We start from the raw sequence: 22,957 nt of genomic DNA, 5'->3' as shown, positions 1-22,957 counted from the left end.
CTGCCGATTTTAGATTTTAGATGCTTCGACTTCGCAAGCGAACAAGTTTTAGATTTTAGATTGACTCCACAGAGGCATCAAATGAGCAGAAACTGCGGTCTAAAATCAGGGTTTGCGACGATGATTGTCGGTGGCTTGTATCCGTTTTGGGCGGGTCTAAGGCGAACGGGGCAATAATTCGGGCGACTCGATCGAATGCTTGACTCTAATTAACTTGTTGCTTCAGCTTTACTTGAGTAAAGTTGTGGCAAGTATAATCGAGTTCAATCCTGTTTCTAACAACCCTCACAAAACCCGATCGCACACAAAGCTCCTAGTTAACATATCTTAGCAAAATTTGGTGAGTAACAAGCTCTATTGAGAGGGTTCAAGAGTCGCCAGAGAGGGCTTGTTGCAGTTCAGCAGTGACTAATCCCATATCGCGATCGCCATCAACCGCAACTAACTGTTCGCGAGCGCTGTAAAACTCAATCAAAGGCTCAGTTTGTTCGCGATAAACTTGCAACCGGCGGCGGATCGTCTCCTCATTGTCATCCTGGCGACCCCGCGACAATAGGCGAGTCACCAAAACATTATCAGGTACGTCCAAATTGACAGCTCTGATATCGCAGTCCTTACCAGACGTACTTCCCTCTACACCAACATCACAGAGCAGTTTGTCAAAAAACGCTGCCTGTGCCACAGTGCGGGGAAAGCCGTCGAGAATCCAGCCTGCACTTGCATCTGGTTGATTCATGCGTTCTTGGACGATATCCATCAATAACTGGTCGGGAACCAACTCACCAGCATCCATGTAGGCTTTCGCCTGTAGCCCCAAGGGTGTTTTCGCCACCACGCAGGCGCGTAGAATGTCACCAGTAGAAATGTGCGGTATTTTCCAGAGAGCGGCTAATATTTGAGCCTGAGTTCCCTTACCTGCCCCTGGAGGCCCCATAAAAATCAGTTGCATTGCGATTACTTCACCATTCCTTCATATCGTTGGGAGATGACGTAAGTTTGAATTTGCTTAGCAGTTTCGATCGCGACACCCACTAGAATTAGCAGGGAAGTTGCACCAAAACCTCTAAAAGTTTGCACGCCGATCGCACTTTCTACAGCCGTTGGTACAATAGCCACCAGACCGAGAAATATCGCGCCCAAGAAAGTCAAACGGTTCAAAACCTTCTCCACATAATCGCTCGTTTTCTGACCAGGACGAATGCCAGGAATACTAGCGCCCATTTTCTTCAAGTTCTGAGACATATCTACAGGGTTGACAATCAACGAAGCGTAGAAATAGCTGAAGAACAGAATCAAAGTCAGATAAAAGAGCGCGTAAGCCCAAGGCGCAGGCCCGTTAGGACTCAAAACATTAGCAACTTCAACCAAAAATGGGTTATTCAGAGACTGAGCGAGGAAAGAAGGCACAATCAACACCGAAGATGCAAAAATAATCGGCATCACTCCGCCTTGATTCAAGCGCAGGGGCAGATAGCTGCGACTCTCCCGATAAACCTTGCGTCCGACTTGGCGGCGGGCAGAAATAATCGGAATACGGCGAGTACCTTCCTGAACAAACACAATCCCGACAATCGTCACCAAAAATACCAGCAGCAGAACCACTACGCGACCGACAATCGCGTTATCGCCACTTTGGGCCAACTCAAAAGTTTGTCCCAAAGAGCGCGGCAAAACCGACACAATGTTGATAAATATCAGCAACGACGCTCCGTTCCCGATGCCTCGTTCCGTCACCAATTCCGATATCCACATGACAAACATCGACCCAGCAGTCAGGGCCAAAGCAGTTTGTGCTATGAATAAGGGCGCTGGAGCTTGAGCAAAAGGGCTGACCCAAATCGCAATGCCAATGCTTTGCAGAATTGCCCAGCCCAAAGAAACGTAGCGAGTAATTTGAGATATCTTGCGCCGCCCCGCTTCTCCTTCATTTTTCTGCAAATCTTCTAAACTTGGCAGAGCAGCGGTTAGAAGTTGCACGATAATTGAAGCATTGATGTAGGGCAAAATCCCCAGCGCAAAAATCCCCAATGCTGACAGGCCGCCTCCTGAAAACAAGTCCAAAAAGCCAATTAAAGGGCTATTTTGGACGTTTTGGGCAAAGGCAGCTCGATCGATGCCGGGGACTGGCAAGTGGACACCCAGACGCACTAAAATCAATAAGCCAAGGGTTACGAGGATACGGCCCCGCAAACCTGCAGCTTGAGCCATCTGCATGAATGTCTCTTGTGCAGTTGGCGCTTTCTCTCTACTAACGTCCATAGTTACGATTTGGGATTTTAGATTTGGGATTTTCGACTAAATCATTTTCTGATAGCAAACTTGAGGATTTGAGATTTGGACTTCTTCTCAAACCTCAAATCTTCAGGCAATTAATTCGCAATTTCCGCCTGCGGCTTCAATTTTGGTGCGAGCACCTGCGGTAAAAGCCTTGGCGCGCACTTGCAGGGGCACATTTAGTTCGCCATCTCCTAAGATTTTCAGCGGGCCATTGTCAGCGGTGACAATTTTTGCTTGAAGCAAAGAGGTGAGAGTAACTTCTGTGTTTGCTGGCAGCGATGCTAATTTACTTACATTAATGGTAGTGTACTCTTTGCGGTTCACTAAAGGGAAGCTTTTGAGCTTGGGCAGGCGGCGGTAGAGAGGATTTTGGCCGCCTTCAAAACCCGGTCTAGTGCCGCTACCGGCTCTAGATTTTTGACCGCGCATCCCTTTACCGGAGCTCGCGCCTTGACCGGCAGAAATACCTCTGCCTAAGCGTCGCCGGCGCTTTTGGGAGCCTGCTTTGGGTCGGGCGTCTTGCAATCTCATAGTTTTAGTAATTGGTAATTGGTAATTGGTATTTAGAGAGCCGGCGCGCAGTAGTTTTGAGTGCGTGAGTTTTGAGTTGCGGATTTTTTTGATTCTCAACGCCAGCACTTAACACTCAAAACTGACAGTTTGCCATTCCCTATGCCCTAACCGTAGAGGTTTTCTACTGGGATTCCGCGTTCTTGAGCAACTTCGGACAAGGTGCGGAGGGTGGAGAGGGCGTTGACTGCAGCTCGGGCGTTGTTCAATGGGTTTCCAGAACCTAGCTGTTTGGCTAAGATGTTGCGGACTCCTGCTAGTTCGAGAACTGTTCGGACTGCTCCCCCTGCAATTACGCCTGTTCCGGCTGCGGCCGGACGCATCATGACTTTGGCTCCGCCGCCTGCACCGTTGATGGGGTGAGGGATGGAGTTTGCTTTGGTGAGGGGGACTTCAATGAGGTGTTTTTTGCCGTCAGCGACGCCTTTTTTCACTGCACCGATGACGTCGCTAGCTTTGCCGACTCCCACTCCAACTTGACCGCGTTCGTTGCCGATAATGACTATGGCGCGGAAGCTGAGTTTTTTACCGCCTTTGACTACTTTAGTAACGCGACGAATCTGAACAACTCTTTCTTGCCATTCGGATTCTTTTTCGCGTCCTTTGTTGTTGCTGCTGCTTTTTTTCTTGGTGCGCTGTTCTTTTTGTTCTGCCATAGTTTTGTCTTGGGGAATTGAGGATTAGTAACTGGTAGTCTGCAATGAGGAATTAACTATTAGGAATTAAGAATTTTATTGCTTCTTTCTTCCTTCTTCCTTCTTCATTCTTCCTTTTTCCTTCTTCCTAAAAGTCTAACCCGGCTTCGCGAGCTGCATCTGCGAGGGCTTTAACGCGACCGTGGTAGAGGTTGCCTCCGCGATCGAACACGACTTTGACTATGCCAGCGCTGGAACAGCGTTTGGCAATCAACTGACCGACTTTGGTGCTGGCGCTGCAGTTGTTGCCAGAACTGAGTTCGGCTTTCAATTCTGGATCTAGGGTTGACGCGGCTGCCAAAGTGTGCTGGGCTGTGTCGTCGATTACTTGGGCGTAGATGTGCTGGTCCGATCGAAATACCGCTAATCTGGGACGCTCGGCGGTGCCGAACACCTTGCGCCGCACGCGGCGGTGTCTGCGGTGGACTGATTCTTTGCGAGTAAGCTTCATGTTTACTTCTTACCTGTTTTGCCTGTTTTACCAGCTTTGCGCCGGATGACTTCGCCGCTGTAACGAATGCCTTTACCTTTGTAGACTTCAGGCGGACGCACAGCGCGGATGCGGGCTGCTGTGTTACCTACGAGTTCTTTGTCAATGCCGGAGACAATGACGTTGGTGTTGCCTTCAACTGCCATTGTGATGCCTTCTGGAGGGGGCATTTCAACTGGCTTGCTGTAACCGACGTTTAAAATCAGGTTCCGTCCTTGAACCTGTGCCCGATAACCTGTGCCGACAATTTCCAGACGGCGCTGAAAACCTTCTGATACACCTTCGACCATGTTGGCGACTAGGGTGCGGCACAAGCCGTGCAGTTGTCTGGCGACGCGAGATTCGTCTCGGCGGGTAACGAGTAAAGTCTCGCCTTCGAGTCCCATGAGGATTTCTGCTGGTATCACTCTGGAAAGTTCACCTTTTGGGCCTTTGACGGCTACTTTTTGGCCGTCTAGGGTGATGGTGACTTTAGTGGGAATGCTAATCGGACGCTTGCCAATTCGCGACATATTTTTTGTCCTTTGTTTTTAGTGATTAGTGCTTGATTGTTAGTCTTTAGTTATTAGTCTTTGAGCGATCGATTCTGGAGTTTGTTGCCAATAATCGGCGACTAATGACCCGCAATAAACGGGTACTGTGCCCCGATACTTTTGAGTTGATGCTCCCAAAATGTTAGATTTTTGTTGAAACTCTCAGATTCACTGCGCTGGAGCGTCAATCTAAAATCTAAAATCTAAAATCGAATGACTAATGACTACCAAACATAACAAAGCACTTCTCCGCCCAAACCTTGGCGTCGGGCTTCTCTATCGGTCATAATGCCGCTGGAGGTGGAGATAATGGCGATGCCAATTCCGCCTAATACTCGGGGCAATTCTTTACGGTTCGAGTAAACGCGAAGTCCTGGTTTGCTGACTCGCTTAAGTGCGGTGATAATGGGCTTGCGAGTTTTACCTTTGTACTTTAGAGAAAGCACTATAGTTCGCTTGACCCCTTCTGGTTCTGCTTCTTCAAATTCGCTGATAAAGCCTTCATTTTTGAGGACTTGGGCGATGCTACGGGTCATTTTTGTAGCTGGAATTTGTGTTGTCTGGTGGCGCGCCATGCAAGAATTGCGAATGCGCGTCAACATATCTGCTATGGTATCGTTAGCTGCCATCTTTTGCTTCTTACTCTAGTGCTTAGTTGTCCCGGAACGGCATTCCCATTTCTTTAAGCAAAGCGCGTCCTTCTTCGTCGGTTTTTGCTGTGGTGATAATTGAAATGTCCATGCCTCGAATTTGATCGATGCTGTCATATTCTATTTCTGGAAAGATGAGCTGTTCTCTCAGGCCCAAGCTGTAGTTGCCGCGACCATCGAAGCTTTTGGGGCTGATGCCGCGGAAGTCGCGGATGCGGGGTAGTGCGAGGTTGATCAGCCGATCGAGAAAATCGTACATCCGATCGCCGCGCAGCGTCACCATAACGCCGACGGGTACTCCTTTGCGGATTTTGAAGCCTGCGATCGCTTTTTTCGCCCGTGTCACCACTGGTTTTTGCCCGGTGATGATGCTAATTTCGTTGATCGACGAATCGAGTGCCTTAGCGTTTTGAGATGCTTCTCCCAAACCGCGGTTCACTGTGACTTTGACGAGTTTGGGAACCTGATGGATATTAGTATATTTAAACTGATCCATCAGTGTGGGAACGATTTTTCCTTGATAAAGAACTTTGAGTTTGTCCGGCATAGTTTTTGTGTTTCGTTAACTGTCCCTGGGCTTGGTCAGGGAATTGTTCTTTGTCAGTTGTTAGTTGTCAGTTGTCAGTTGTCTTTTAAGGACTAAGGACTAAGGACTAAGGACTGATGACTAATTATCGAGGATTTCTCCGGTTTTTTTGAGTTGTCGCAGTTTGCGGCCGTCTTCACTAAATGTATAGCAGACGCGGCTGGCGATTTTCTCTTTTTCGGAATAGTGCATGACATTTGAGCTGTGAATGGGAGCCTCAAAGGTGACTATTTTCCCGGATTCTCCCTCTTGCTGGGGCTTGACGTGCTTGGTTCGGATATTTACGCCTTTAACAATTACTTTGCTGACTTTGGGATATGTCTTGAGGATTTCTCCGACTTTTCCTTTTTCTTTGCCAGTAATTATTTGCACGGTGTCGCCTGCTTTGACGTGCATTCTGTAGCGCTGCGGTTCGCTAGTTGCTTTACCCTTTTTTCCGTACATTTTAAAGTACCTCCGGGGCTAAGGAAATGATTTTAGTAAAGTTTTTGTCGCGCAATTCGCGGGCGACGGGGCCGAAAACGCGAGTGCCTTTGGGGTTGCCTTCTGGATTGATGATGACGGCGGCGTTGTCGTCAAAACGAATGCTCATGCCGCTGTCGCGACGCAAGCCTTTGCGGGTTCTGACAATGACGGCTCTGACGACATCGGATTTTTTGACTGCCATATTGGGGATGGCGTCTTTGACGACGGCAATGATGACATCGCCGACTCCGCCGTAGCGACGGTTGCCGCCTCCCAATACGCGGATGCACATTAGTTTGCGGGCTCCGCTATTGTCGGCGACATTGAGGTATGTCTGGGGTTGAATCATGGTGATTGGGGAAAAGGTAGTTTGATGCTTGCTAACTGCTAACTGTGAATTGCTAATGGATGGTCGATCGAGCTCGATGGCCGATCGCGCTTTTGAGCAATCCAGAATTAACTGTTAGCCATTTTTTGCACCGAAAATCTCAGCAACCGTCCAGCGTTTGGTTTTGCTCAAGGGGCGAGTTTCAGTGATGCGGACGCGATCGCCTGGTTTGCACTGATTTTCTTCGTCGTGAGCTTTGTACCGCTTGGTGCGGACTACGATTTTGCCGTACTTACTGTGGGAGGAGCGGTTTTCGATCGCTACTACGACGGTTTTGTCCATCTTGTCGCTGACTACTACGCCAACTCGTTCTTTAACTGCCATAGCTATCTATCTTTAATTGTGCAATTGAGTTTTTTTGAACTACTGTGCGAGCTTCGGCTGCTGCTTACTCGGGACTGACTGCGGTTGCAGCTTGCTGTGCGTCGGCTGCTTTCGATGCGGCTTTTTCGGCTTTAGCTTGAGCGTCGGCTGCGATTTGTCGCTCGCGTTCAACTGTCATTAATTGAGCCAGCCGATGTTTGGCGTGCTTGAACAGGTGAGGCTTTTCCAGGCGGCCGGTAGCTTGCTGGAGCCGCAGATCCATGAGTTGGCGCTTGACGGCTAAAATTTGCTCTGCTACTGCTGCATCGCTTAATTCTCTAGCTTCTTTAATCTTGGTCAAAGACATAATTCTGTGCTTTATCGTGAGCGATCGAAAGAGTGAAGACTTAATTGTCTAGATGCTGAAGGTCGAAGGAAAGAAAAGTTATGAATTGCCGATTTTAAATTGCTGTCGCCCTTTAAAATTCAGACCAATGCCGACCTAACTCTACCTTCGATTTTCGCTAGGACTGGCCTTCTTCGCGGCTGATGAACTTGGTTTTAATCGGTAATTTGAAAGATGCCAAACGCATTGCTTCGCGGGCTGTTTCTTCGGCTACACCGCCAATTTCAAACATGATCCGGCCTGGTTTGACGACGGCTACCCAAAACTCCGGCGCGCCTTTACCAGAACCCATCCGGGTTTCTGCTGCGCGCTGGGTGACTGGTTTGTCGGGAAAAATGCGAATCCAGATTTTACCGCCCCGGCGGATATAGCGGGTCATGGCGCGCCGTCCGGCTTCGATTTGGCGGGAGGTTATCCAGGCGGGTTCGACGGCTTGGAGCGCGAAGTCGCCAAAGCTAACTGTGTTGCCGCGGGTGGATTGACCGCTCATTCGCCCGCGCTGTTGTTTGCGGAATTTTGTTCTTTTAGGGCTTAACATGGCTTTGGGAGTTGGGATTTTGGTATTTGGTAATTGGTAATTGGCAATTGGTAATTGGCAATTGGTTTTAAATGACAATTGACCATTGCAACTAACAGTTAACAATTAGCTAGCCTTCGTTCGATCGATCTTCAAAGTTCTGGCGACGGCGCTTTTGTTTAGTCCGGGGCACGGCTGCGTTTGGTGCAGATTCTTGTTCTTGTCCGGGAATAATTTCGCCTTTGAAAACCCAAACTTTAATGCCCAGAATACCGTAGATGGTTTGAGCGGTGCAGTAGGAGTAGTCGATGTCGGCCCGCAGCGTGTGCAAGGGGACTCGGCCTTCGCGCGTCCATTCGGTACGGGCGATTTCTGCGCCGTTTAGCCGTCCGCTGACTTGAATTTTGATGCCTTGGATGCCGACTTTTTGGGCGCGGGTGATTGCTTGGCGGACTACTCGGCGGAAGGATACGCGCCGTTCTAGTTGCTGGGCAATGTATTCTGCGATCAGTGTGGCATCGGCGTCTACGCGCTGAACTTCGACGACGTTGATGCGAATTTGGCGGTTGTTACCGATTAGCTGTTGCAAACCGACGCGCAAGGTTTCGATACCTGCTCCGCCGCGGCCTACGACAACGCCCGGTCTGGCGGTGAAGACTTCTAGGTCGATTTGATCGGCTTTCCGTTCAATTCTGACTGAGGAAATGCCAGCATTGCTGAGGGTTTTGCGGACGTACTTGCGGATTTTGTAGTCTTCTTGCAAGAGTTCTGGATAGTTCTTCGGGTCAGCAAACCAGCGAGAGCGGTGCTCTTGGGTAATGCCGAGACGAAAACCAATTGGATGTATTTTTTGGCCCATAATATTTGATTAGTTAATTGGGAAAAAGGTAATTGGTAACTGGGAATAAGTTCGAGGGAAGTCGGAAGAAGGAAGATGTAAAAAACAACTGTCTGCGACTCCGTGATTTCCGTGCTTTGAGGAAAAGGTAATTGGCGATCGCCTATTTTTTCAACTTTAAGCTGTTTATTACCTATTACGTTTTTCCTTGGTTTAGTCTTCTAGGATCGGAGCAACTATTACGGTGATGTGACAAGTTGGCTTGCGGATTTGGTAGGCGCGACCTTGAGCGCGGGGTCTGAAGCGCTTGAGGACTGGGCCTTGGTCTGCGTAAGCTTGAGAGACTACTAGCTTACTTTTGTCTAGTCCTGCGTTGTGTTCGGCGTTGGCTACTGCCGATCGCAAAACTTTGACGATGGGTTCGCAGGCGCGGTAGGGCATGAATTCGAGTAAAATCAGGGCTTCTTGGTAGCTTTTGCCGCGAATTTGGTCGAGGACTCGGCGTACTTTGAAGGGGGATGACCGAATGTAACGGGCGATCGCCTTAATTTCGGATGTGGTATCTATAACCATTTCGATTTGGGTAAGTTGGTAATTGGTAATTGGGAAAAAGGTAATTGGTAATTGGGAAAAACTTTTTCCAGTTACCTATTACCTGTCACCTAATTTGGCTATCTTTTTGCCTTTTTATCGCTGTGACCTCTAAAGGTGCGAGTGGGGGAGAATTCTCCGAGTTTGTGACCTACCATTTGGTCGGTGAGGTAGACTGGGACGTGCTGTCTGCCGTTATGAACTGCGATCGTGTGACCTACCATTTGAGGCAGGATTGTGGAAGAGCGCGACCAAGTTTTAATTACTTGTTTTTTGCCTTCGGCGTTGAGTTTTTCAATTTTTGTAAGCAGGTGATCTGCTACAAAGGGGCCTTTTTTTAGCGATCGAGACATGGTTTTGGTAATTAGTAATTAGTAGTTGGAATTGAATTGGGAAGAAAGTTGCAGGAATAAAAGAGCACGGAAAACTTTTTCGTTGTTCCTTCTTCCTTCTTCCTTCTCCCTTCTTCCTTCTTCCTTCTTCCTTAACTTTGTCTGCCGCCCTTGCCGCGCTTGGAAGATTTGCGGCGGCGACGGACGATTAAAGAGTCGCTGCGCTTTTTCTTTTTTCGAGTTTTGGCACCCAATGCTGGTTTACCCCAAGGTGTGACGGGCCCAGAGCGTCCGATGGGCGCTCTGCCTTCGCCACCGCCGTGCGGGTGATCTACCGGGTTCATGACGCTACCGCGAACGGTTGGTCTGCGGCCTTTCCAGCGGGTGCGGCCTGCTTTACCGAGGCTGATGTTTCTAGCGTCTGTGTTGCCAACTTGACCGATGGTGGCGTAGCAGTCGGCGCGGACTTTGCGCTGTTCGCCGGAGGGCAGTTTGAGGGTGACGTAGGTACCTTCTTTTGCCATTAGCTGAGCGCTGGAGCCTGCGGAACGGACGATTTGTCCGCCTTTTCCGGGTACTAGCTCTACGTTGTGGATGCTGGTACCGAGGGGGATGTTTTTCAGGGGTAGGGCGTTGCCGATTTCGATCGGCGCGTCTGGGCCTGAGACTATTACTGTACCGACGGTTAAGTTTAGCGGGTGCAGGATGTACCGTTTTTCGCCATCTTTGTAGAATACAAGGGCGATGCGGGCGTTGCGGTTGGGGTCATATTCGATCGACTTGACGGTAGCAGGAATGCTGTGTTTGTCGCGCCGGAAGTCGATGTCTCTATAAAGCCGTTTGTGACCGCCTCCCCGGTGGCGACAGGTGATGACGCCTCGGTTGTTGCGGCCTTGTTTGGTGTGCTTGTTGCTGGTTAGAGACTTTTCGGGTTCTGACGTGGTAATTTCAGCAAAGTCCGAGACAGTTTTTTCTCGGGTGCTGGATGTATAAGGTCGGTAAGAACGAATGCCCATAATCGATTTTAGATTTTAGATTTTAGACTTGGGATTTTAGATTTTAGATTTGGGATTTCAGATTTGGGATGATCAGTTAACTTTGCTGTTTCCTGGATTGGGAATTGGCACGAGCTAACTGCAATCTAAAATCTAAAATCTAAAATCTAAAATCCAAAATTGGCTAAACTTCTGGGAATAGCAGTTTGCGGATCGACTCTCCGTCTAGCAAAGTGACGGTTGCTCGCTTGTAACAAGGTTTAAAGCCGACGAATTTACCAACTCGACGCTTTTTGCGCGGCGGGTTTTGGGTGTTTACGCCGATGACTTTCACCTTAAATAGCTCTTCGATGGCTGCTTTGATTTGAGGCTTGGTCGCTTTGGGGGCTACGTCGAATGTAAATTGATTTAATTCCATCATTCTGGTAGCTTTCTCGGTGAGAATCGGACGCTGGATCAAATCTGCGTAGTCGCGGGGGTCGATTTTACTCACCGTAAATCTCCTGAATTTTTGTGATGGCGGTAGAGGTGACAATGATTTTGTCAGCCGCGAGAACGTCGTAAACGTTCAGGGAAGTTGCCAAGATGACGTTGACTAATTCGATGTTGCGTCCTGACAAATAGACGTTTAGTTGCGGTTCTGGCAAGATTAACAGAACTTTTTTATTTGGGTCGATGCCCCAACGGGCGATCGCGCTCAGCAATTCTTTGCTTTTCGGTCTCGGAAATTGCTCTGCAAATTCTTCAACCACAATCATGTCTTCGGTGCGACTTTGGAATGCTGTCCGCAAAGCGAGACGGCGTTCCTTCTTGTTCATTTTGACTTCAAAGTCTCTGGGTTTCGGCCCGAATATGACACCGCCGCCCCGCCACAGCGGAGAACGGATAGAACCTGCTCTGGCTCGACCGGTGCCTTTTTGACGCCAAGGTTTGCGACCGCCACCTCTAACTTCCGAGCGAGTTTTGGTGCAAGCATTTCCTTGACGGGCGTTATTCAGTTGCCGCGTCAATGCTCTGTGAACGATGTGAGACGCATTTTCTTCTTTGGCTACGCGCAGTTCTAAAGTTGTTTCCCCAACTTCTTCGCCTTGCCAATTTCGCACTACACAATTAACCATATCTTTTGTCCTTTGTCTGTTGTTAGTTGTCTGTTTTTTAGTTTTCGCTTTGTCGCTTTGTCGCTTTGTCGCTTTGTCAGCTTTAAGTTTTTGGCTCTTAGTTCTTCTTGCTACTCGCCCGCCAACTACTATCTACTGACTGCTGACTGCTGACTGCTGACTAACGTCCTACTTTTTTCTCAGGCACAACATTGACTAAGGCGCCAGGTTTGCCGGGAACTGCTCCCTTAATTAGCAACAAATTCTGCTCTGCATCCACCCGGACAATTGTGAGTTTGCGGACGGTGACTTGAACGTTGCCCATACGTCCCGCCATTTTTTTACCGGGATAGACGCGGCCGGGAGTTGTTCCAGGTCCGATCGATCCAGGTTCGCGGTGATTTTTGGAACCGTGAGACATAGGGCCTCGTTTGAAGTTGTGGCGCTTTTGAAAGCCTGCAAAACCTTTACCGATGCTTGTACCGATGACATCTACTATTTGTCCCGGTGTAAAGCTATCTGCTTTTAGTTGTTGACCTAATTCAAAGGAACTGGTGTCTTCCAATCGGTATTCGTGCAAGTGGCGCAATGGAGTCGCCCCCGACTTGGCAAGGTGTCCCAATTTTGGCTGGTTGAGAGCCTTCGGCTTAACGTCGCTGTATCCAACTTGAACGGCACCGTAGCCGTCAGTTTGTTTTGTTTTGATTTGAGTTACTGTACAAGGCCCTGCTTGAATGACGGTGACGGGGATTGCTCTCCCTTCTTCGTCAAACACTTGAGTCATGCCTAGTTTTGTACCAAGAATGCCTACAGACACGGATTTTTTCCTTTTATTTACGCAAGAGGTTTCGGATTGAGATTTTTTTTACGTCAATCCGCTTGCTCTTGTGCAGAAACATTTATTTCAGTGTTCCTGCAATTAACTGTTATCAACCAACAGCTTTCCTCGGTGTTTAAAATTTGAGTTTTAAATTTGGGAGCGAGCTTGTGGAAGTCTTGCAAGGGTTGAGATGCGCGGCTTTTTACCCGATCGCTCTCCGAGTTTTGTCTCGGTCTTGCTTGTTTGCGCCAGGACTTGAGCGGCAAGCTACTCAGTATCCTTAACGGCGACAATTTACAATAGTATATGAAGTGTTTGCCGTTTGTCAAGGCCGCGAGCATAAGTTGATGAATTAACCACCCGTGGCCGGAAACCGGAATTTTTTTAACGACAATACTTTGGTCAAACCGTCAATCAGATTGAAAAACCCGGTTTTTTGATTCGGATCGTCCCGGACTAAACTTTTCGCCTCAGCTTGAGGATTTATAATACTCCAAGCTCGCAATTGGCGATCGACCACATTTAAAACAGCAGGCAAGACAAATTTATGGGACTGATTACGACTGGTTCGGATATGATTCGGGATTTGGAAAAGTCGGGGTCGCTAGCCCTGTACGTTCCTTTAGAGGGAGGATTTGAGGGTCGTTACCTGCGGCGGCTGAGGGCTGCGGGCTACGGTGCCCATACGATTACGGCGCGGGGCTTGGGCGATTTGGCGATGTATTTGACGGGGGTTCACGGAGTGCGGCCGCCGCATTTGGGCAAAAAAACTACTGGCAATGAAGGGGCTGTCGGTTATACGTACTACCTGCCGCCGATGTTGAAAACTCAATTAGACAATTTGCCGCCGAAAGCAAAAGGACTGGTGCTGTGGATTATTGAAGGGCAGGTTTTGTCGAGTCAGGAAGTTGAGTATTTGACTGTTTTGCCGACGTTAGAACCGCGAGTTAAAATAGCAGTGGAGATGGGGGGCGATCGAGTTTTTAGCTGGAAGCCGCTTAAAGAAGCTTTAGTTACAGCTTAAATTCTGCTATTTGCGATCGCAAATCAACTAAAAAACGCAGCGAGCAACGAAAGCTCAACAGCTTCGGCTCGCTGGTTTTCTTCTTTTTTGGAAAAACTTTATTTAATTAACAGGAAAATCTTATGCTTCAGAACCGCGATTATACAATCATCATTGACAAAAGCGGCAGTATGTACACTAAAGATCGGACTGGCGGTAAAAGTCGGTGGGCGCTGATCCAAGAATCGACGATCGCCCTAGCGAACAAATGCGAAGAACTGGATCCAGACGGCATCACCGTTTATGTGTTTTCCGGTCGTTTCAAGCGCTACGACAACGTAACATCAGCTAAAGTCTTGCAAATATTCCAAGAAAACGAACCTTCGGGGAATACAAATTTAGCTGCGGTACTGCTAGACGCTCTAAACAGTTATTTTCAGCGCAAAGCATCCGGTAAGACCAAGCAAAATGGGGAAACAATATTAGTGGTGACGGACGGTGAACCCGACGATCGCAAAGAAGTGATGAAAACGATTATAGAGGCTTCGCGGAAGATCGATCGAGATGAAGAGTTAGCAATTTCTTTCATTCAAGTAGGGAATGCGCCGGAAGCTACTAAATTTCTCAAAATATTAGATGACGAATTACAAAGCGCTGGGGCTAAATTTGATATCGTTGATACCGTGACGATGGACGATCTTGAAGACATGACACTGACGGAAGTATTGTTAAATGCAATCACTGATTGAAGAATCGGGGAAATTTCGCGCGATTATATTTGTGGCTGGTTGCTGGACAGCATTTTTTAGAGGGTTTTAAGTTATGGAATCGATCGATCGCCTGTTAGCTGAACTTAAGGCAGAATATCAAGCATCTCAAAAACTTCGCGAGGTACAAAGTCAGCCGTCAGTGGAAGCACAACCGCTTTCGCAACCAGCAGCAGTGCCGTCAAATAAAACATCAAAAACAACAAATATCAATTTGTATCCTGGTGCTTTAGAGAAGGATTTAGCTGAAATTAAGGCTGAATGCGAAGCACAAAATAAACATCAGGAAGTTGCTGCACAAAAACCGCTTAAGTCTCCGAAAAAAGCAGAAAATAAAGCTCAGGAAGTGACTGCACTAGCACCGCAACCCCCAGAAAAGATTGTGCAGTCAGAGTTAGACATCCAAACCCGCAGGCAGAAGGTTAGGCAAGCTCAAGTTTGGCTGAAAAATTTGGATAAGAATTCCGATGAGAGATATTGGTTCGATCAGTTTGCTTTTAAGTATAGTTCGAGGATAGATGCGGCGATCGACTATTTACAAGTTGTGGACGAGTTTGATTGAATGTTGACTGTTGACTGTTGACTGTTGACTGTTAAATTCTGAATGCGGACTAAGGAATGAAAATTTAATAACTTAAGGGATTTCTCGTTACCAGGAAGAGCCTGGTAATGCAGGTGCGGAGGCTCTCTTTGCCTCCTTCTTTCTCGCAACTTACGAGATAGAGGACTGTAGGAGGTGCTTAAGCTATTAAGTTTTCGATCCTAAAGTCCCCGCTACGAACCAAATGGTCGATCGCCCTTTGGAACAGACGTAGGATTCAGCAGAAATGAAGCTGCTGTTTTTGCTGTGATTTCAGATAGCTGAATTTGTGTAAACTCAACAATACCTTCAGCTATAAAAGAATCTCTCAACTCAGCTTTTTCTCCGCTGTTAAAAACAGTTTCATAAAAAACTTCGCGAATCCCTGCAGAAATGATTAATTTCAAACAATAAATGCAGGGTTCTAAAGTCACGTAAATGCTAGATCCAGCCGTAGATATCCCGTGTTTGGCAGCTTTGGCGATCGCATTTGCTTCAGCGTGCACCGCCCGCGACGGCAAAGTTTTGCTGGCGTCGCAACTGCTTAAACCCGGATAGCAAAAGCCTTGAGTCGTACAGTGTACCGAACCTGACGGCGAACCGTTGTAACCCGTGGCTAAAACTTGCCTGTCTTTAGCAATTACTGCGCCGACGGGGAAAGCCAGACAAGTCGATCGAGTAGCAGCTAATTTTGCTAACATTAAAAAGTATTCGTCCCAATTTGGTCTGTGAGGGGGTTCGTAATTGTCTGGTGTATTGTTCATTTAAAAGCTAGAATGAGAACTGTATTGAAACAAGAAATTTATTGTCATAGTCCAGTTGAGCCAAATCCCTTATCTCCCCTAGAACTCGAACGTAACATTTTAATCTCTTCAATTTCCACACGAATTACTGGCGCTATTACCATTTGAGCAATTTTCATGCCTCTTGTCACTTGAAAGGAAGTTTGACCGTGATTGATTAAGATGACTTTGATTTCGCCTCGATAGCCTTCATCTATGGTTCCTGGTGCATTGAGGACAGTGATTTGGTGCTTGAGAGCTAAACCACTTCTGGGACGGATTTGAGCCTCTGTTTTTTCTGGTAATTCTATTGATATTCCTGTATGAATTAACTGGCTTTCTCCCGGAGTAATTTCTAATTCATCTATAGAAAATAAGTCCATTCCAGCATCAGTATCATGGGCATATTGCGGGATTATCGCTAATTCATGGAGTTGCAGAATTTTTAGTTTCATCTTGTTTGGTATTTACTTGATATCAAATCCTGTAGCATCTGACTTGTAGATGCGGGGGCGGGTTTATGAGAGTGTCTATTATGGCAATTATTGTTGGTGAACCCGCCCCTACAAAATTTAACATCATAGAAGTCCGAAGCGCACAACGGACATGATATTACGGGGCTAGCCTTGCTTTTCCCAGACGAGTAGCTGTGTACCACTTGGCAATGTCCGGTGCCCAATTCTCAAAGTGAGGCCACATCATTTCGCAGAGTTTTTGAATTTCTAGTTGAGCATTTTTCTTGTTTCTTAAGTCGGCAAAATGCAGGAAAGACCTCAAATTGAAACTGACTACAAAATGCTGGCGGTAGTCAAAGGGTAATTTGCCTCTGGCGTGTTCCTCCGACATCCCGCCGTCGAAGTCAATTTTGTAACGTTTAGCGGCTTCTAGACACCACTCTAAATCTTTTTCTCTTTGTTCGGGAGAATAGTAATATTTTTTGCCTTCGCGATCGGTATAATAATCTACTGGACGCAGGTAAAAAATATCTTCGATATCTTTTTTACCGACTGCTGCATCCAGAAATTGATTTCCCGTGTAGCGAAGAGAATTATGTACTACTAAACCATTAGCAACAAAGTTATGCCAGTCACCATCCACTTCTAAGTCGTAAGTCATGTGTTGACCAACATATTCAACACTCTTGACTTTTACGGCATGAGACTGCAATTTTCTTCCCTTGGGCTTGGGCTTAACTTCCCAATCTTGAGGATCTAAAATTGGTGAATAAGCTTGATAAAATTCAATCTCTAAATTATTTTGATGGATATGTTCGTGACATTCTTTACAGACAGTCACTAAATTATCAAAATCATAAGCGAGAGATTGATTTGCAAAAACTGGTATTAAGTGATGAGCGTGAAGACTACCACCCCTCATGGCACATTTTTGACAAATATAATCAAACTTTTTGTGGACTTGGGGTGCAATTTGCCGTGTCCAAGCGCCAATCAATTGTCGCTCGGTAGAAGTGCCACCTTTCCAAAAATGAGACTCAGCACCTCTTTGTGTGTAAATTTTTGCATTTTCTATCCGTTTTTGGCGACTGTCTTCAGAGAGGTTTAGTTCATAACCTCCTTTGCCTTTATTCCAAGGTTCATTGCTCCCTGGTTTTCGCTTATTTAGAGACAGTCCATAAGCATAGACCCATTTTTTAACGACCTCAATTGAGCAGTTAGCTAAAGTCGCCATTTCATCAGCGTGCAATCCTTTCTCAAGTTGCTCCACTAACCAATTTTGGTCGCGATAGAGAGCGTTAGGGTTATAATTCCAGGGCTTATGACCTTCAGGGAAGCGCGAACCTGAATAGGCTAAAGATAGCCCATGTTTGTTAGTCCATGCTTTAATCGTATTGGGAGAGCAGTTAGATAAGTCAGCAATTTTTTTGATTGTCAATCCTTGCGAAATTTTGGTTTCAAGCCATGACTTGTCTGTGTAAATCCTATCATCTGTCACCGACACACCATTACACATAACATGGGAATTTTGGTTAATACGAACCACTGTTTCATCTGCGTGGGTTATTAACCCAACCGCATCTTTCATGGTTTGCCAACCGTCGGGGGTAAATAAACGGTGATTAGCGGTACATTCTAAAGTTTTGCCGTCTTCCAATGTTACCTTATAAACCGGCTGAATACCGCTGCACATTACCTCTTTGATATGACCTACTTCAAACAAGCCTGTTTGTTCATTTAAGACTCGTAGGCGCATTTTACGAATTCTTTGTTTGCAGTCACGACGGTATTCGCCTGGTGGCTCACCATTTCGACCTAGAATAGACCGAGAACGAATCGCTTTTTCCCCATTAGTCCAAAGGTCATAAAGTTCTCCAATTGTTTTGCTCAAATTTTTCTTGCCAGCACTTCCCTTACAATCAACAAAAGTGATTAAGGTATCAGCAGCAAGACATTGAACATCGAATGATACTCCTACACGATGTGTCCTCGCCTGCTGCATGACACTGTGAGGAAAATAGCCGCAATTAAAAATAATTTGGGGATGTTCTAAGGGGCCGTAATGCCCGCGATCGCCCGCTAGGAGTCGCTTAACAATTATTTCGCCACATTCTGCCTCAGAAGGCCACGAATCCCGCTCGTCAAATACAAAGTTCTCAGTATAGTCTTGATGGAGTGCAGCATAAACTACTTGCTGAGGATTTGGTGTTTGAGAAATAACTTCTACTCTGAATCTCTCCATGATATTTTATTTGTGTTCCCAACAGTAGTTTGAAATTGCAACATCCTAGATTGTTTCATATAATAGCATTTATGGCAAGTTATTTTTATGCTAATAATTCGTTAATGTAGCTAATTTTTGGTGGGTTCCCAGTATAGCTTGGGAATAGGGAGCTTGGGAAGATGTGTCGATCGCCCTAGCAGGTGACAAGGGTGCATCGCACTATAACAAAAAGCATTTTTTGTTGTAGTTATAGTAATATTGCTGTAGATAGGTTCTAAGGTCTAAAATTTTGTTTGAGCGGAATTTTAATTACAAACTCCCTGCCTTCTCCCGATTGTGAATTGCAACTTAAAGTACCCTGATTGACCATACTGGGATTTTTCGGTTAACAAAAGTTGAGTTTGTGTGGGGCCCGATCGCCTTTGGGAACATCACCAATCATCTGTATGCTGCCCCAACACAGCTCGTTTTCTGAAAGTCTTTTACAGCGAGATCCTTCACCGGAATTGAAATCACAAACTCTGTACCTTCACCTAAAGTTGAGTTGACTTCTAAAGTTCCAGAGTGTTTCTGGACTACGATTTGACGGGCGATCGCCAATCCTAGCCCTGTTCCTTGGCCCACGGCTTTAGTTGTAAACAGATGATCGAAAATTTTTTGCTTCACATCAGGAGTCATGCCAATCCCATTATCTTGAATTCGGATCGCCACCCGATCTTCAGACAATTGGGTTTTGACAGTAATTTGGTTACAGTTGGCTTTGATCTGAGCAAAACTGCATCCTTGATTTGATTCCTCAACGGCATCGATCGCATTTGCCAACAGATTCATAAATACCTGATTCAACTGTCCCGCAAAGCATTCTACTTTTGGTAAATCACCATAGTCTATGATGACTTTAATTTCCGGGCGAGATTCATTGGCTTTGAGGCGATGCTTGAGAATCAACAGCGTGCTGTCAATGCCCTCGTGGATATCGAAAAAAATAGGGCGATCGCAATCAGAACGCGAGAAAGTTCTTAAACTGGTGCTGATCGTGCAAATACGAGCCACTCCTTGTTCCATCGAATCCATCAACTTAGGTAAATCTTCTCGCAAGTATTCCAAGTCTATTTCCTCCACAACTTCCTGTAGTTTGGCACTCGGATGAGATAGTTCTTGCTGGTATAAATCGATTAGTTGAAATAAATCTTTAATATAATCTTTAGCAGGTTTGAGATTGCCAACCAGAAAGCCGAGCGGGTTATTAATTTCGTGTGCGACACCCGCCACTAAATTACCCAAAACAGACATCTTTTCGCTGTTGATTAACTGAATTTGAGATTGTTGGAGTTGTGTGAGTGCGGCTTCTAAATCAGCGGTTTTTTCAGCTACACGCTGTTCTAGATTTTTGGTTAACTGCCGTAGCTGCACATGAGTTTTCACCCGTGCTAGCACCTCAATTTCTTGAAAGGGTTTGGTGATGTAGTCCACAGCACCTAATGCAAATCCTTTCAACTTACTCTCAGCATCGGAGAGAGCGGTCATAAAAATGATAGGAATGCTGGCTGTTGCGGGATCTGCCTTCAGACGCTGGCAGGTTTCAAAGCCGTCAATTCCTGGCATTTGAACATCAAGCAAGATCAAATCGGGAGGATAAGCTCGGACTCGCTTCAGAGCGCGATCGCCGTCGATCGCGGTTGCTACTTCGTACCCCGCATCACTTAAGGTTTCACAAACCACTTCTAAGTTCGCAGGGGTATCATCCACCACCAGAATTAATTCTGGACTAGACATCTGTTTTCTCCTCTGTCAGGTATTGTTTCAGCAATTCTTCAATTTCTTCGGCTTTAAATTGCTTGGCCAGGTTAATGATTTTTGAGGCAAAACCAGCGTAACGAGGGTTGGATTGAGCAAGATGCTCTGTGTATTCTCGCAGCCGTTTTAAGTTGCCTTTGTTTGCCAGATCTAGTAATTTATTTATCTCTAAAATGTCAGGAATTATTATTTCTGGCTTTTCTAAAGTAGTCGTCAAAGTGGATGCTTTAGACTCGTTGGATACTTGAATTTCATATTTCCACTTTAATTCTAAATGAGTGGCTAAAAGGTTAAATAATTCACTGACATTCACTGGTTTGTCTAGGAAATCATTTCCCCCTGCATCTAAACTCATCTGTCGGTCGGCTTGTGCCACCGATGCAGAAGAGACAATAATCTTCTGGTTTCGCAAATTATGTTCGCTGCGAATTTGTTCGAGCAGTTCAAAGCCGTTCATGACTGGCATCATCAAGTCTGTAATCGCTAAATCTGGTGGAGAATGTCGGATTTTTTTCAATGCTTCAAGTCCATTTTCGGCCTCAGTCAGCAGGAATCCGAGTGGCTCTAGCAAGTTGACGAGAACGGCTCGGTTTTCCCAACGATCATCTACTACCAGAATACTGCGTCGTTCTCCTTCGTAACCAATAATTTGTTTTCCAGTTGCGATCGAGTTTTGCTGTGCCCAATCGGTAGCGATCGCCAGTTCCACCTCAAAAAAGAAATTACTACCAACTCCGGGTTGGCTTTTAACTTGGATTTGTCCGTTCATGAGTTGGACAATTCTTTGAGCGATCGCCAGTCCTAAACCGGTACCCTCGGATTGGCGCTGGCGATCGCCCACTTGTTCAAAAGCCTGAAAAATTTTATCCAATTGGTCAGGTGCAATTCCAAAACCGGTATCTTCGACTTGAAATCCGATTCTGCGAGTGGACGGATTGGCATGATTCTCAATGACGTTAACCTTAAGCTTAACATAACCTTGGTCGGTGAATTTAATCGCATTTCCTAGCAGATTGAGCAATACTTGGCGCAGCCGTTTTGCATCAACAAACATCCCTTCAGGCAACTGGGGATCGGGATCGTAAACGAAATTAATGCTTTTTTGGTCAGCACGAATGCGACAGATTTCAGCGACACCTTGAATGAATGAGGGAAAGTGAATCGCTTTAGGTGTAAGTTCTAGTTTGCCCGCTTCAATTTTGGACAAGTCCAACACATCTTCGATCAGCCCCAGCAAATGATTTCCGCACTGGTGCATGATTTCTACCCCATGACGTTCTTTCGCTGGCAACGCGGTACTGCGTTGGAGGATTTGAGCGTAGCCCAAAATACCGTTGAGGGGAGTGCGGAGTTCGTGGCTCATGTTGGCAAGAAATTCACTCTTTGCTTTGTTGGCATTATCTGCTACTTGTTTTGCACACTGGAGTTCGGCGGTGCGTTGTTCAACTCGCTGTTCTAGCTGTTGGTTAGTTTGCTCTAGGGCGGTGAAGGAATCGCGCAATTGCTGCGCCATGCGGTTAAAGGATTGAGCAAGCACATCCAGTTCTTTAACACCAGAGGCGGCGACGTTTTGGTCGAGTTTTCCTTCGGCGATCGCCGACGATGCCTTACCAATCTGCAAAATTGGTCTAGCAATCCAGCGCGAGGTGTAGATACCCAAAACCGTTGCTAATCCTAATGCGCCCAAGCACAGCCAAATCGTGTTGACTGTGTTGGCATTAATTCGTCCCATAAAATCTGATTCGGGCATGGCGACGACTACCAGCCAGTCCAATCCCCATTCATCCTGCCAGGGAGTTACTTGAACAAACTCCCGCTGACTCTGGAGCTGAAAGTCTAGCTGCTGAACAGTTTGAATTCTTTTGAGATCGCCGAAGCGATCGCCCAGATGCTTTGACGTGGCTTGAATTAAAGCGTCCTGACTCTCAAAGCCGCGCAGTCGGTGAGGTTTGCCGTTTGTCACCGAAAATACGGGCGCATCGCTAGAGCTGCCAACGAGAAATCCGTTGCGTTCGAGAATGAACACTTTGCTGGATTTACTAACCTTAATTTCACGTAAAAAGTCACTAATTTGTGAAAGGCGCTGCTCCACTCCCACACTGCCGATCAACTGATTATTCTTGTCATAAATGGGGCGACTCGTGGCGATCGACAGCGGGTAGTTATTGGTCTCCCATTGATAGATTTCGCTCCACCCAGGCTTGCCTGTCTCGGCACCTTTAGCGTACCAGCCTTCCTTCTGGAACTGATACGCTTTGGTGGTTTCAAACATTTTAGTTGGCTGGCTTCGGTCATTCGTCATGTAGTTGTACAAATCAGGATTGCCGTACCGCTTAGGTAGCACCAGGCTAATGTCAGGATTGCCGTGGTTGAGAATGGTTGATTCGCGGTAATATCCCGATGCGATAAAGTCGCCCGTTTTAGAGCCGTAGAGGATATAGCCAACGTTGTAGGTTTTTACCTGCTTTGCAAAGAATTGAGCGAGGCGATCGGCATCCTGTAAGTTCAACAATCCCAGGTCAATTTGCTCGCCGTTAATTTGGGTCAAATAGCGGGTTGCAGCGGCATAGCTGTCGAGGTGCTGATCCACACGGTTACTCACCTCCCTTTGCAACTTAGTCGCTAGTTCATTCACTGCTGTTTGTCCGTTTCGCAGCGACAGATACCCTGTCAATCCTACTACCGCGAAGATTTGCAGGACGAAGGGAACAACCAGACAGGTTCGCAGGGAAACCTTTCTAAAGGCTGGAGTAGTAATTGGGGATTTAGAGAGCATAATTTTTAAAATAGTAAATA

General features: G+C 46.5%; 29 protein-coding genes. 3 read left to right on the top strand and 26 right to left on the bottom strand.

What is annotated here, in order from left to right:
* Positions 1–367: 367 nt before the first annotated feature.
* From QUA01_RS11840 to QUA01_RS11740, 21 genes are all read right to left on the bottom strand, one after another.
* Positions 368–949, bottom strand: a complete 582-nt coding sequence (locus QUA01_RS11840; RefSeq protein ID WP_333092060.1) for an adenylate kinase — start codon at positions 947–949, stop codon at positions 368–370.
* Between the two features lie 5 nt (positions 950–954).
* Positions 955–2,259, bottom strand: a complete 1,305-nt coding sequence (gene secY, locus QUA01_RS11835; RefSeq protein WP_333092061.1) for a preprotein translocase subunit SecY — start codon at positions 2,257–2,259, stop codon at positions 955–957.
* A gap of 102 nt (positions 2,260–2,361) precedes the next feature.
* Positions 2,362–2,808 (bottom strand): 50S ribosomal protein L15, encoded by a 447-nt coding sequence (rplO, locus tag QUA01_RS11830; RefSeq protein WP_333092062.1) that lies wholly within the window; start codon positions 2,806–2,808, stop codon positions 2,362–2,364.
* Positions 2,809–2,954: 146 nt separating this feature from the next.
* Positions 2,955–3,503 (bottom strand): 30S ribosomal protein S5, encoded by a 549-nt coding sequence (rpsE, locus tag QUA01_RS11825; protein ID WP_333092064.1) that lies wholly within the window; start codon positions 3,501–3,503, stop codon positions 2,955–2,957.
* A 127-nt stretch (positions 3,504–3,630) separates the two neighbouring features.
* Positions 3,631–3,993 (bottom strand): 50S ribosomal protein L18, encoded by a 363-nt coding sequence (gene rplR, locus QUA01_RS11820; RefSeq protein ID WP_333092066.1) that lies wholly within the window; start codon positions 3,991–3,993, stop codon positions 3,631–3,633.
* Positions 3,994–3,995: 2 nt separating this feature from the next.
* Positions 3,996–4,544 carry a 50S ribosomal protein L6 gene (rplF, locus tag QUA01_RS11815; RefSeq protein ID WP_194010354.1) on the bottom strand — a complete coding sequence of 183 codons (549 nt, stop codon included), beginning with the start codon at positions 4,542–4,544 and terminating at the stop codon, positions 3,996–3,998.
* Positions 4,545–4,789: 245 nt separating this feature from the next.
* Complete coding sequence (gene rpsH, locus QUA01_RS11810; RefSeq protein ID WP_194010353.1) at positions 4,790–5,194, bottom strand: 30S ribosomal protein S8; 405 nt, start codon at positions 5,192–5,194, stop codon at positions 4,790–4,792.
* Between the two features lie 22 nt (positions 5,195–5,216).
* A complete protein-coding gene (rplE, locus tag QUA01_RS11805) occupies positions 5,217–5,762 on the bottom strand; it encodes a 50S ribosomal protein L5 (protein WP_333092068.1) in 546 nt (181 codons plus the stop codon).
* A 120-nt stretch (positions 5,763–5,882) separates the two neighbouring features.
* On the bottom strand, positions 5,883–6,245 hold the full coding sequence (gene rplX / locus QUA01_RS11800) for a 50S ribosomal protein L24 (RefSeq protein WP_228041975.1): 363 nt from the start codon (positions 6,243–6,245) through the stop codon (positions 5,883–5,885).
* Position 6,246: 1 nt separating this feature from the next.
* Positions 6,247–6,615 (bottom strand): 50S ribosomal protein L14, encoded by a 369-nt coding sequence (gene rplN, locus QUA01_RS11795; RefSeq protein WP_194010351.1) that lies wholly within the window; start codon positions 6,613–6,615, stop codon positions 6,247–6,249.
* 114 nt (positions 6,616–6,729) lie between these two features.
* Positions 6,730–6,978 (bottom strand): 30S ribosomal protein S17, encoded by a 249-nt coding sequence (gene rpsQ / locus QUA01_RS11790; protein ID WP_194010350.1) that lies wholly within the window; start codon positions 6,976–6,978, stop codon positions 6,730–6,732.
* A gap of 64 nt (positions 6,979–7,042) precedes the next feature.
* Positions 7,043–7,324: a 50S ribosomal protein L29 gene (gene rpmC, locus QUA01_RS11785; protein WP_194067217.1), complete on the bottom strand. Its 282-nt coding sequence runs from the start codon at positions 7,322–7,324 to the stop codon at positions 7,043–7,045.
* A 157-nt stretch (positions 7,325–7,481) separates the two neighbouring features.
* Positions 7,482–7,901, bottom strand: coding sequence for a 50S ribosomal protein L16 (rplP, locus tag QUA01_RS11780; protein WP_194010369.1), 420 nt, complete (start codon positions 7,899–7,901; stop codon positions 7,482–7,484).
* A gap of 109 nt (positions 7,902–8,010) precedes the next feature.
* Positions 8,011–8,739 carry a 30S ribosomal protein S3 gene (gene rpsC, locus QUA01_RS11775; RefSeq protein ID WP_194010348.1) on the bottom strand — a complete coding sequence of 243 codons (729 nt, stop codon included), beginning with the start codon at positions 8,737–8,739 and terminating at the stop codon, positions 8,011–8,013.
* Between the two features lie 192 nt (positions 8,740–8,931).
* The gene (gene rplV, locus QUA01_RS11770) at positions 8,932–9,291 is read right to left on the bottom strand and encodes a 50S ribosomal protein L22 (protein ID WP_194010347.1); all 360 of its coding nucleotides are present in this window, start codon (positions 9,289–9,291) and stop codon (positions 8,932–8,934) included.
* A gap of 98 nt (positions 9,292–9,389) precedes the next feature.
* Entirely contained in the window at positions 9,390–9,662 is a 273-nt protein-coding gene (rpsS, locus tag QUA01_RS11765) for a 30S ribosomal protein S19 (RefSeq protein ID WP_194010346.1), read from the bottom strand.
* Between the two features lie 131 nt (positions 9,663–9,793).
* Positions 9,794–10,657 (bottom strand): 50S ribosomal protein L2, encoded by an 864-nt coding sequence (rplB, locus tag QUA01_RS11760; protein WP_194010345.1) that lies wholly within the window; start codon positions 10,655–10,657, stop codon positions 9,794–9,796.
* 163 nt (positions 10,658–10,820) lie between these two features.
* Positions 10,821–11,129 (bottom strand): 50S ribosomal protein L23, encoded by a 309-nt coding sequence (locus QUA01_RS11755; RefSeq protein WP_194010344.1) that lies wholly within the window; start codon positions 11,127–11,129, stop codon positions 10,821–10,823.
* On the bottom strand, positions 11,122–11,754 hold the full coding sequence (gene rplD / locus QUA01_RS11750; RefSeq protein WP_333092072.1) for a 50S ribosomal protein L4: 633 nt from the start codon (positions 11,752–11,754) through the stop codon (positions 11,122–11,124). Before rplD ends, QUA01_RS11755 begins: the two co-directional genes overlap by 8 nt.
* Before the next feature lie 160 nt (positions 11,755–11,914).
* Complete coding sequence (gene rplC / locus QUA01_RS11745; RefSeq protein WP_333092074.1) at positions 11,915–12,550, bottom strand: 50S ribosomal protein L3; 636 nt, start codon at positions 12,548–12,550, stop codon at positions 11,915–11,917.
* A gap of 355 nt (positions 12,551–12,905) precedes the next feature.
* Positions 12,906–13,091 (bottom strand): hypothetical protein, encoded by a 186-nt coding sequence (locus QUA01_RS11740; RefSeq protein ID WP_333092076.1) that lies wholly within the window; start codon positions 13,089–13,091, stop codon positions 12,906–12,908.
* A gap of 9 nt (positions 13,092–13,100) precedes the next feature.
* Here QUA01_RS11740 and QUA01_RS11735 point away from each other — a divergent pair, with 9 nt between their 5' ends.
* The 3 genes from QUA01_RS11735 to QUA01_RS11725 all read left to right on the top strand — a co-directional run bounded on the left by QUA01_RS11735 (position 13,101) and on the right by QUA01_RS11725 (position 14,885).
* Positions 13,101–13,577 carry an NAD(P)H-quinone oxidoreductase subunit N gene (locus QUA01_RS11735; protein ID WP_333092078.1) on the top strand — a complete coding sequence of 159 codons (477 nt, stop codon included), beginning with the start codon at positions 13,101–13,103 and terminating at the stop codon, positions 13,575–13,577.
* 122 nt (positions 13,578–13,699) lie between these two features.
* Positions 13,700–14,305 carry a vWA domain-containing protein gene (locus tag QUA01_RS11730; RefSeq protein ID WP_194067210.1) on the top strand — a complete coding sequence of 202 codons (606 nt, stop codon included), beginning with the start codon at positions 13,700–13,702 and terminating at the stop codon, positions 14,303–14,305.
* Between the two features lie 73 nt (positions 14,306–14,378).
* Positions 14,379–14,885, top strand: coding sequence for a salt stress protein, Slr1339 family (locus tag QUA01_RS11725; RefSeq protein ID WP_333092080.1), 507 nt, complete (start codon positions 14,379–14,381; stop codon positions 14,883–14,885).
* A 212-nt stretch (positions 14,886–15,097) separates the two neighbouring features.
* Here the strand turns inward: QUA01_RS11725 and QUA01_RS11720 are convergent, their stop codons facing one another.
* The 5 genes from QUA01_RS11720 to QUA01_RS11700 form a co-directional block, all read right to left on the bottom strand.
* Positions 15,098–15,667, bottom strand: coding sequence for a deoxycytidylate deaminase (locus QUA01_RS11720; RefSeq protein ID WP_333092081.1), 570 nt, complete (start codon positions 15,665–15,667; stop codon positions 15,098–15,100).
* A gap of 44 nt (positions 15,668–15,711) precedes the next feature.
* Positions 15,712–16,140 carry a dUTP diphosphatase gene (dut, locus tag QUA01_RS11715; protein ID WP_333092083.1) on the bottom strand — a complete coding sequence of 143 codons (429 nt, stop codon included), beginning with the start codon at positions 16,138–16,140 and terminating at the stop codon, positions 15,712–15,714.
* 157 nt (positions 16,141–16,297) lie between these two features.
* The gene (locus tag QUA01_RS11710) at positions 16,298–18,382 is read right to left on the bottom strand and encodes an FAD-dependent thymidylate synthase (protein ID WP_333092084.1); all 2,085 of its coding nucleotides are present in this window, start codon (positions 18,380–18,382) and stop codon (positions 16,298–16,300) included.
* A 420-nt stretch (positions 18,383–18,802) separates the two neighbouring features.
* Positions 18,803–20,140: a sensor histidine kinase gene (locus QUA01_RS11705; protein WP_333092086.1), complete on the bottom strand. Its 1,338-nt coding sequence runs from the start codon at positions 20,138–20,140 to the stop codon at positions 18,803–18,805.
* The gene (locus QUA01_RS11700) at positions 20,133–22,937 is read right to left on the bottom strand and encodes a hybrid sensor histidine kinase/response regulator (RefSeq protein WP_333092087.1); all 2,805 of its coding nucleotides are present in this window, start codon (positions 22,935–22,937) and stop codon (positions 20,133–20,135) included. Before QUA01_RS11700 ends, QUA01_RS11705 begins: the two co-directional genes overlap by 8 nt.
* Between the last annotated feature and the right edge of the window lie 20 nt (positions 22,938–22,957).

Source organism: Microcoleus sp. S36a_B3, from assembly GCF_036700745.1.
Classification (GTDB): Bacteria; Cyanobacteriota; Cyanobacteriia; order Cyanobacteriales; family Microcoleaceae; genus Microcoleus.
The sequence above is the reverse complement of the archived record's forward strand: the minus strand, read 5'-3'. Positions and strand labels throughout refer to the sequence as shown.

Bases quoted from the DNA above. Each gene is read 5' to 3' on its own strand.
- QUA01_RS11840 (WP_333092060.1), bottom strand. From the start codon at position 949: ATGCAACTGATTTTTATGGGGCCTCCAGGGGCAGGTAAGGGAACTCAG.
- secY (WP_333092061.1), bottom strand. From the start codon at position 2,259: ATGGACGTTAGTAGAGAGAAAGCGCCAACTGCACAAGAGACATTCATG.
- rplO (WP_333092062.1), bottom strand. From the start codon at position 2,808: ATGAGATTGCAAGACGCCCGACCCAAAGCAGGCTCCCAAAAGCGCCGG.
- rpsE (WP_333092064.1), bottom strand. From the start codon at position 3,503: ATGGCAGAACAAAAAGAACAGCGCACCAAGAAAAAAAGCAGCAGCAAC.
- rplR (WP_333092066.1), bottom strand. From the start codon at position 3,993: ATGAAGCTTACTCGCAAAGAATCAGTCCACCGCAGACACCGCCGCGTG.
- rplF (WP_194010354.1), bottom strand. From the start codon at position 4,544: ATGTCGCGAATTGGCAAGCGTCCGATTAGCATTCCCACTAAAGTCACC.
- rpsH (WP_194010353.1), bottom strand. From the start codon at position 5,194: ATGGCAGCTAACGATACCATAGCAGATATGTTGACGCGCATTCGCAAT.
- rplE (WP_333092068.1), bottom strand. From the start codon at position 5,762: ATGCCGGACAAACTCAAAGTTCTTTATCAAGGAAAAATCGTTCCCACA.
- rplX (WP_228041975.1), bottom strand. From the start codon at position 6,245: ATGTACGGAAAAAAGGGTAAAGCAACTAGCGAACCGCAGCGCTACAGA.
- rplN (WP_194010351.1), bottom strand. From the start codon at position 6,615: ATGATTCAACCCCAGACATACCTCAATGTCGCCGACAATAGCGGAGCC.
- rpsQ (WP_194010350.1), bottom strand. From the start codon at position 6,978: ATGGCAGTTAAAGAACGAGTTGGCGTAGTAGTCAGCGACAAGATGGAC.
- rpmC (WP_194067217.1), bottom strand. From the start codon at position 7,324: ATGTCTTTGACCAAGATTAAAGAAGCTAGAGAATTAAGCGATGCAGCA.
- rplP (WP_194010369.1), bottom strand. From the start codon at position 7,901: ATGTTAAGCCCTAAAAGAACAAAATTCCGCAAACAACAGCGCGGGCGA.
- rpsC (WP_194010348.1), bottom strand. From the start codon at position 8,739: ATGGGCCAAAAAATACATCCAATTGGTTTTCGTCTCGGCATTACCCAA.
- rplV (WP_194010347.1), bottom strand. From the start codon at position 9,291: ATGGTTATAGATACCACATCCGAAATTAAGGCGATCGCCCGTTACATT.
- rpsS (WP_194010346.1), bottom strand. From the start codon at position 9,662: ATGTCTCGATCGCTAAAAAAAGGCCCCTTTGTAGCAGATCACCTGCTT.
- rplB (WP_194010345.1), bottom strand. From the start codon at position 10,657: ATGGGCATTCGTTCTTACCGACCTTATACATCCAGCACCCGAGAAAAA.
- rplD (WP_333092072.1), bottom strand. From the start codon at position 11,754: ATGGTTAATTGTGTAGTGCGAAATTGGCAAGGCGAAGAAGTTGGGGAA.
- QUA01_RS11735 (WP_333092078.1), top strand. From the start codon at position 13,101: ATGGGACTGATTACGACTGGTTCGGATATGATTCGGGATTTGGAAAAG.
- QUA01_RS11730 (WP_194067210.1), top strand. From the start codon at position 13,700: ATGCTTCAGAACCGCGATTATACAATCATCATTGACAAAAGCGGCAGT.
- QUA01_RS11725 (WP_333092080.1), top strand. From the start codon at position 14,379: ATGGAATCGATCGATCGCCTGTTAGCTGAACTTAAGGCAGAATATCAA.
- QUA01_RS11720 (WP_333092081.1), bottom strand. From the start codon at position 15,667: ATGAACAATACACCAGACAATTACGAACCCCCTCACAGACCAAATTGG.
- dut (WP_333092083.1), bottom strand. From the start codon at position 16,140: ATGAAACTAAAAATTCTGCAACTCCATGAATTAGCGATAATCCCGCAA.
- QUA01_RS11710 (WP_333092084.1), bottom strand. From the start codon at position 18,382: ATGGAGAGATTCAGAGTAGAAGTTATTTCTCAAACACCAAATCCTCAG.
- QUA01_RS11705 (WP_333092086.1), bottom strand. From the start codon at position 20,140: ATGTCTAGTCCAGAATTAATTCTGGTGGTGGATGATACCCCTGCGAAC.
- QUA01_RS11700 (WP_333092087.1), bottom strand. From the start codon at position 22,937: ATGCTCTCTAAATCCCCAATTACTACTCCAGCCTTTAGAAAGGTTTCC.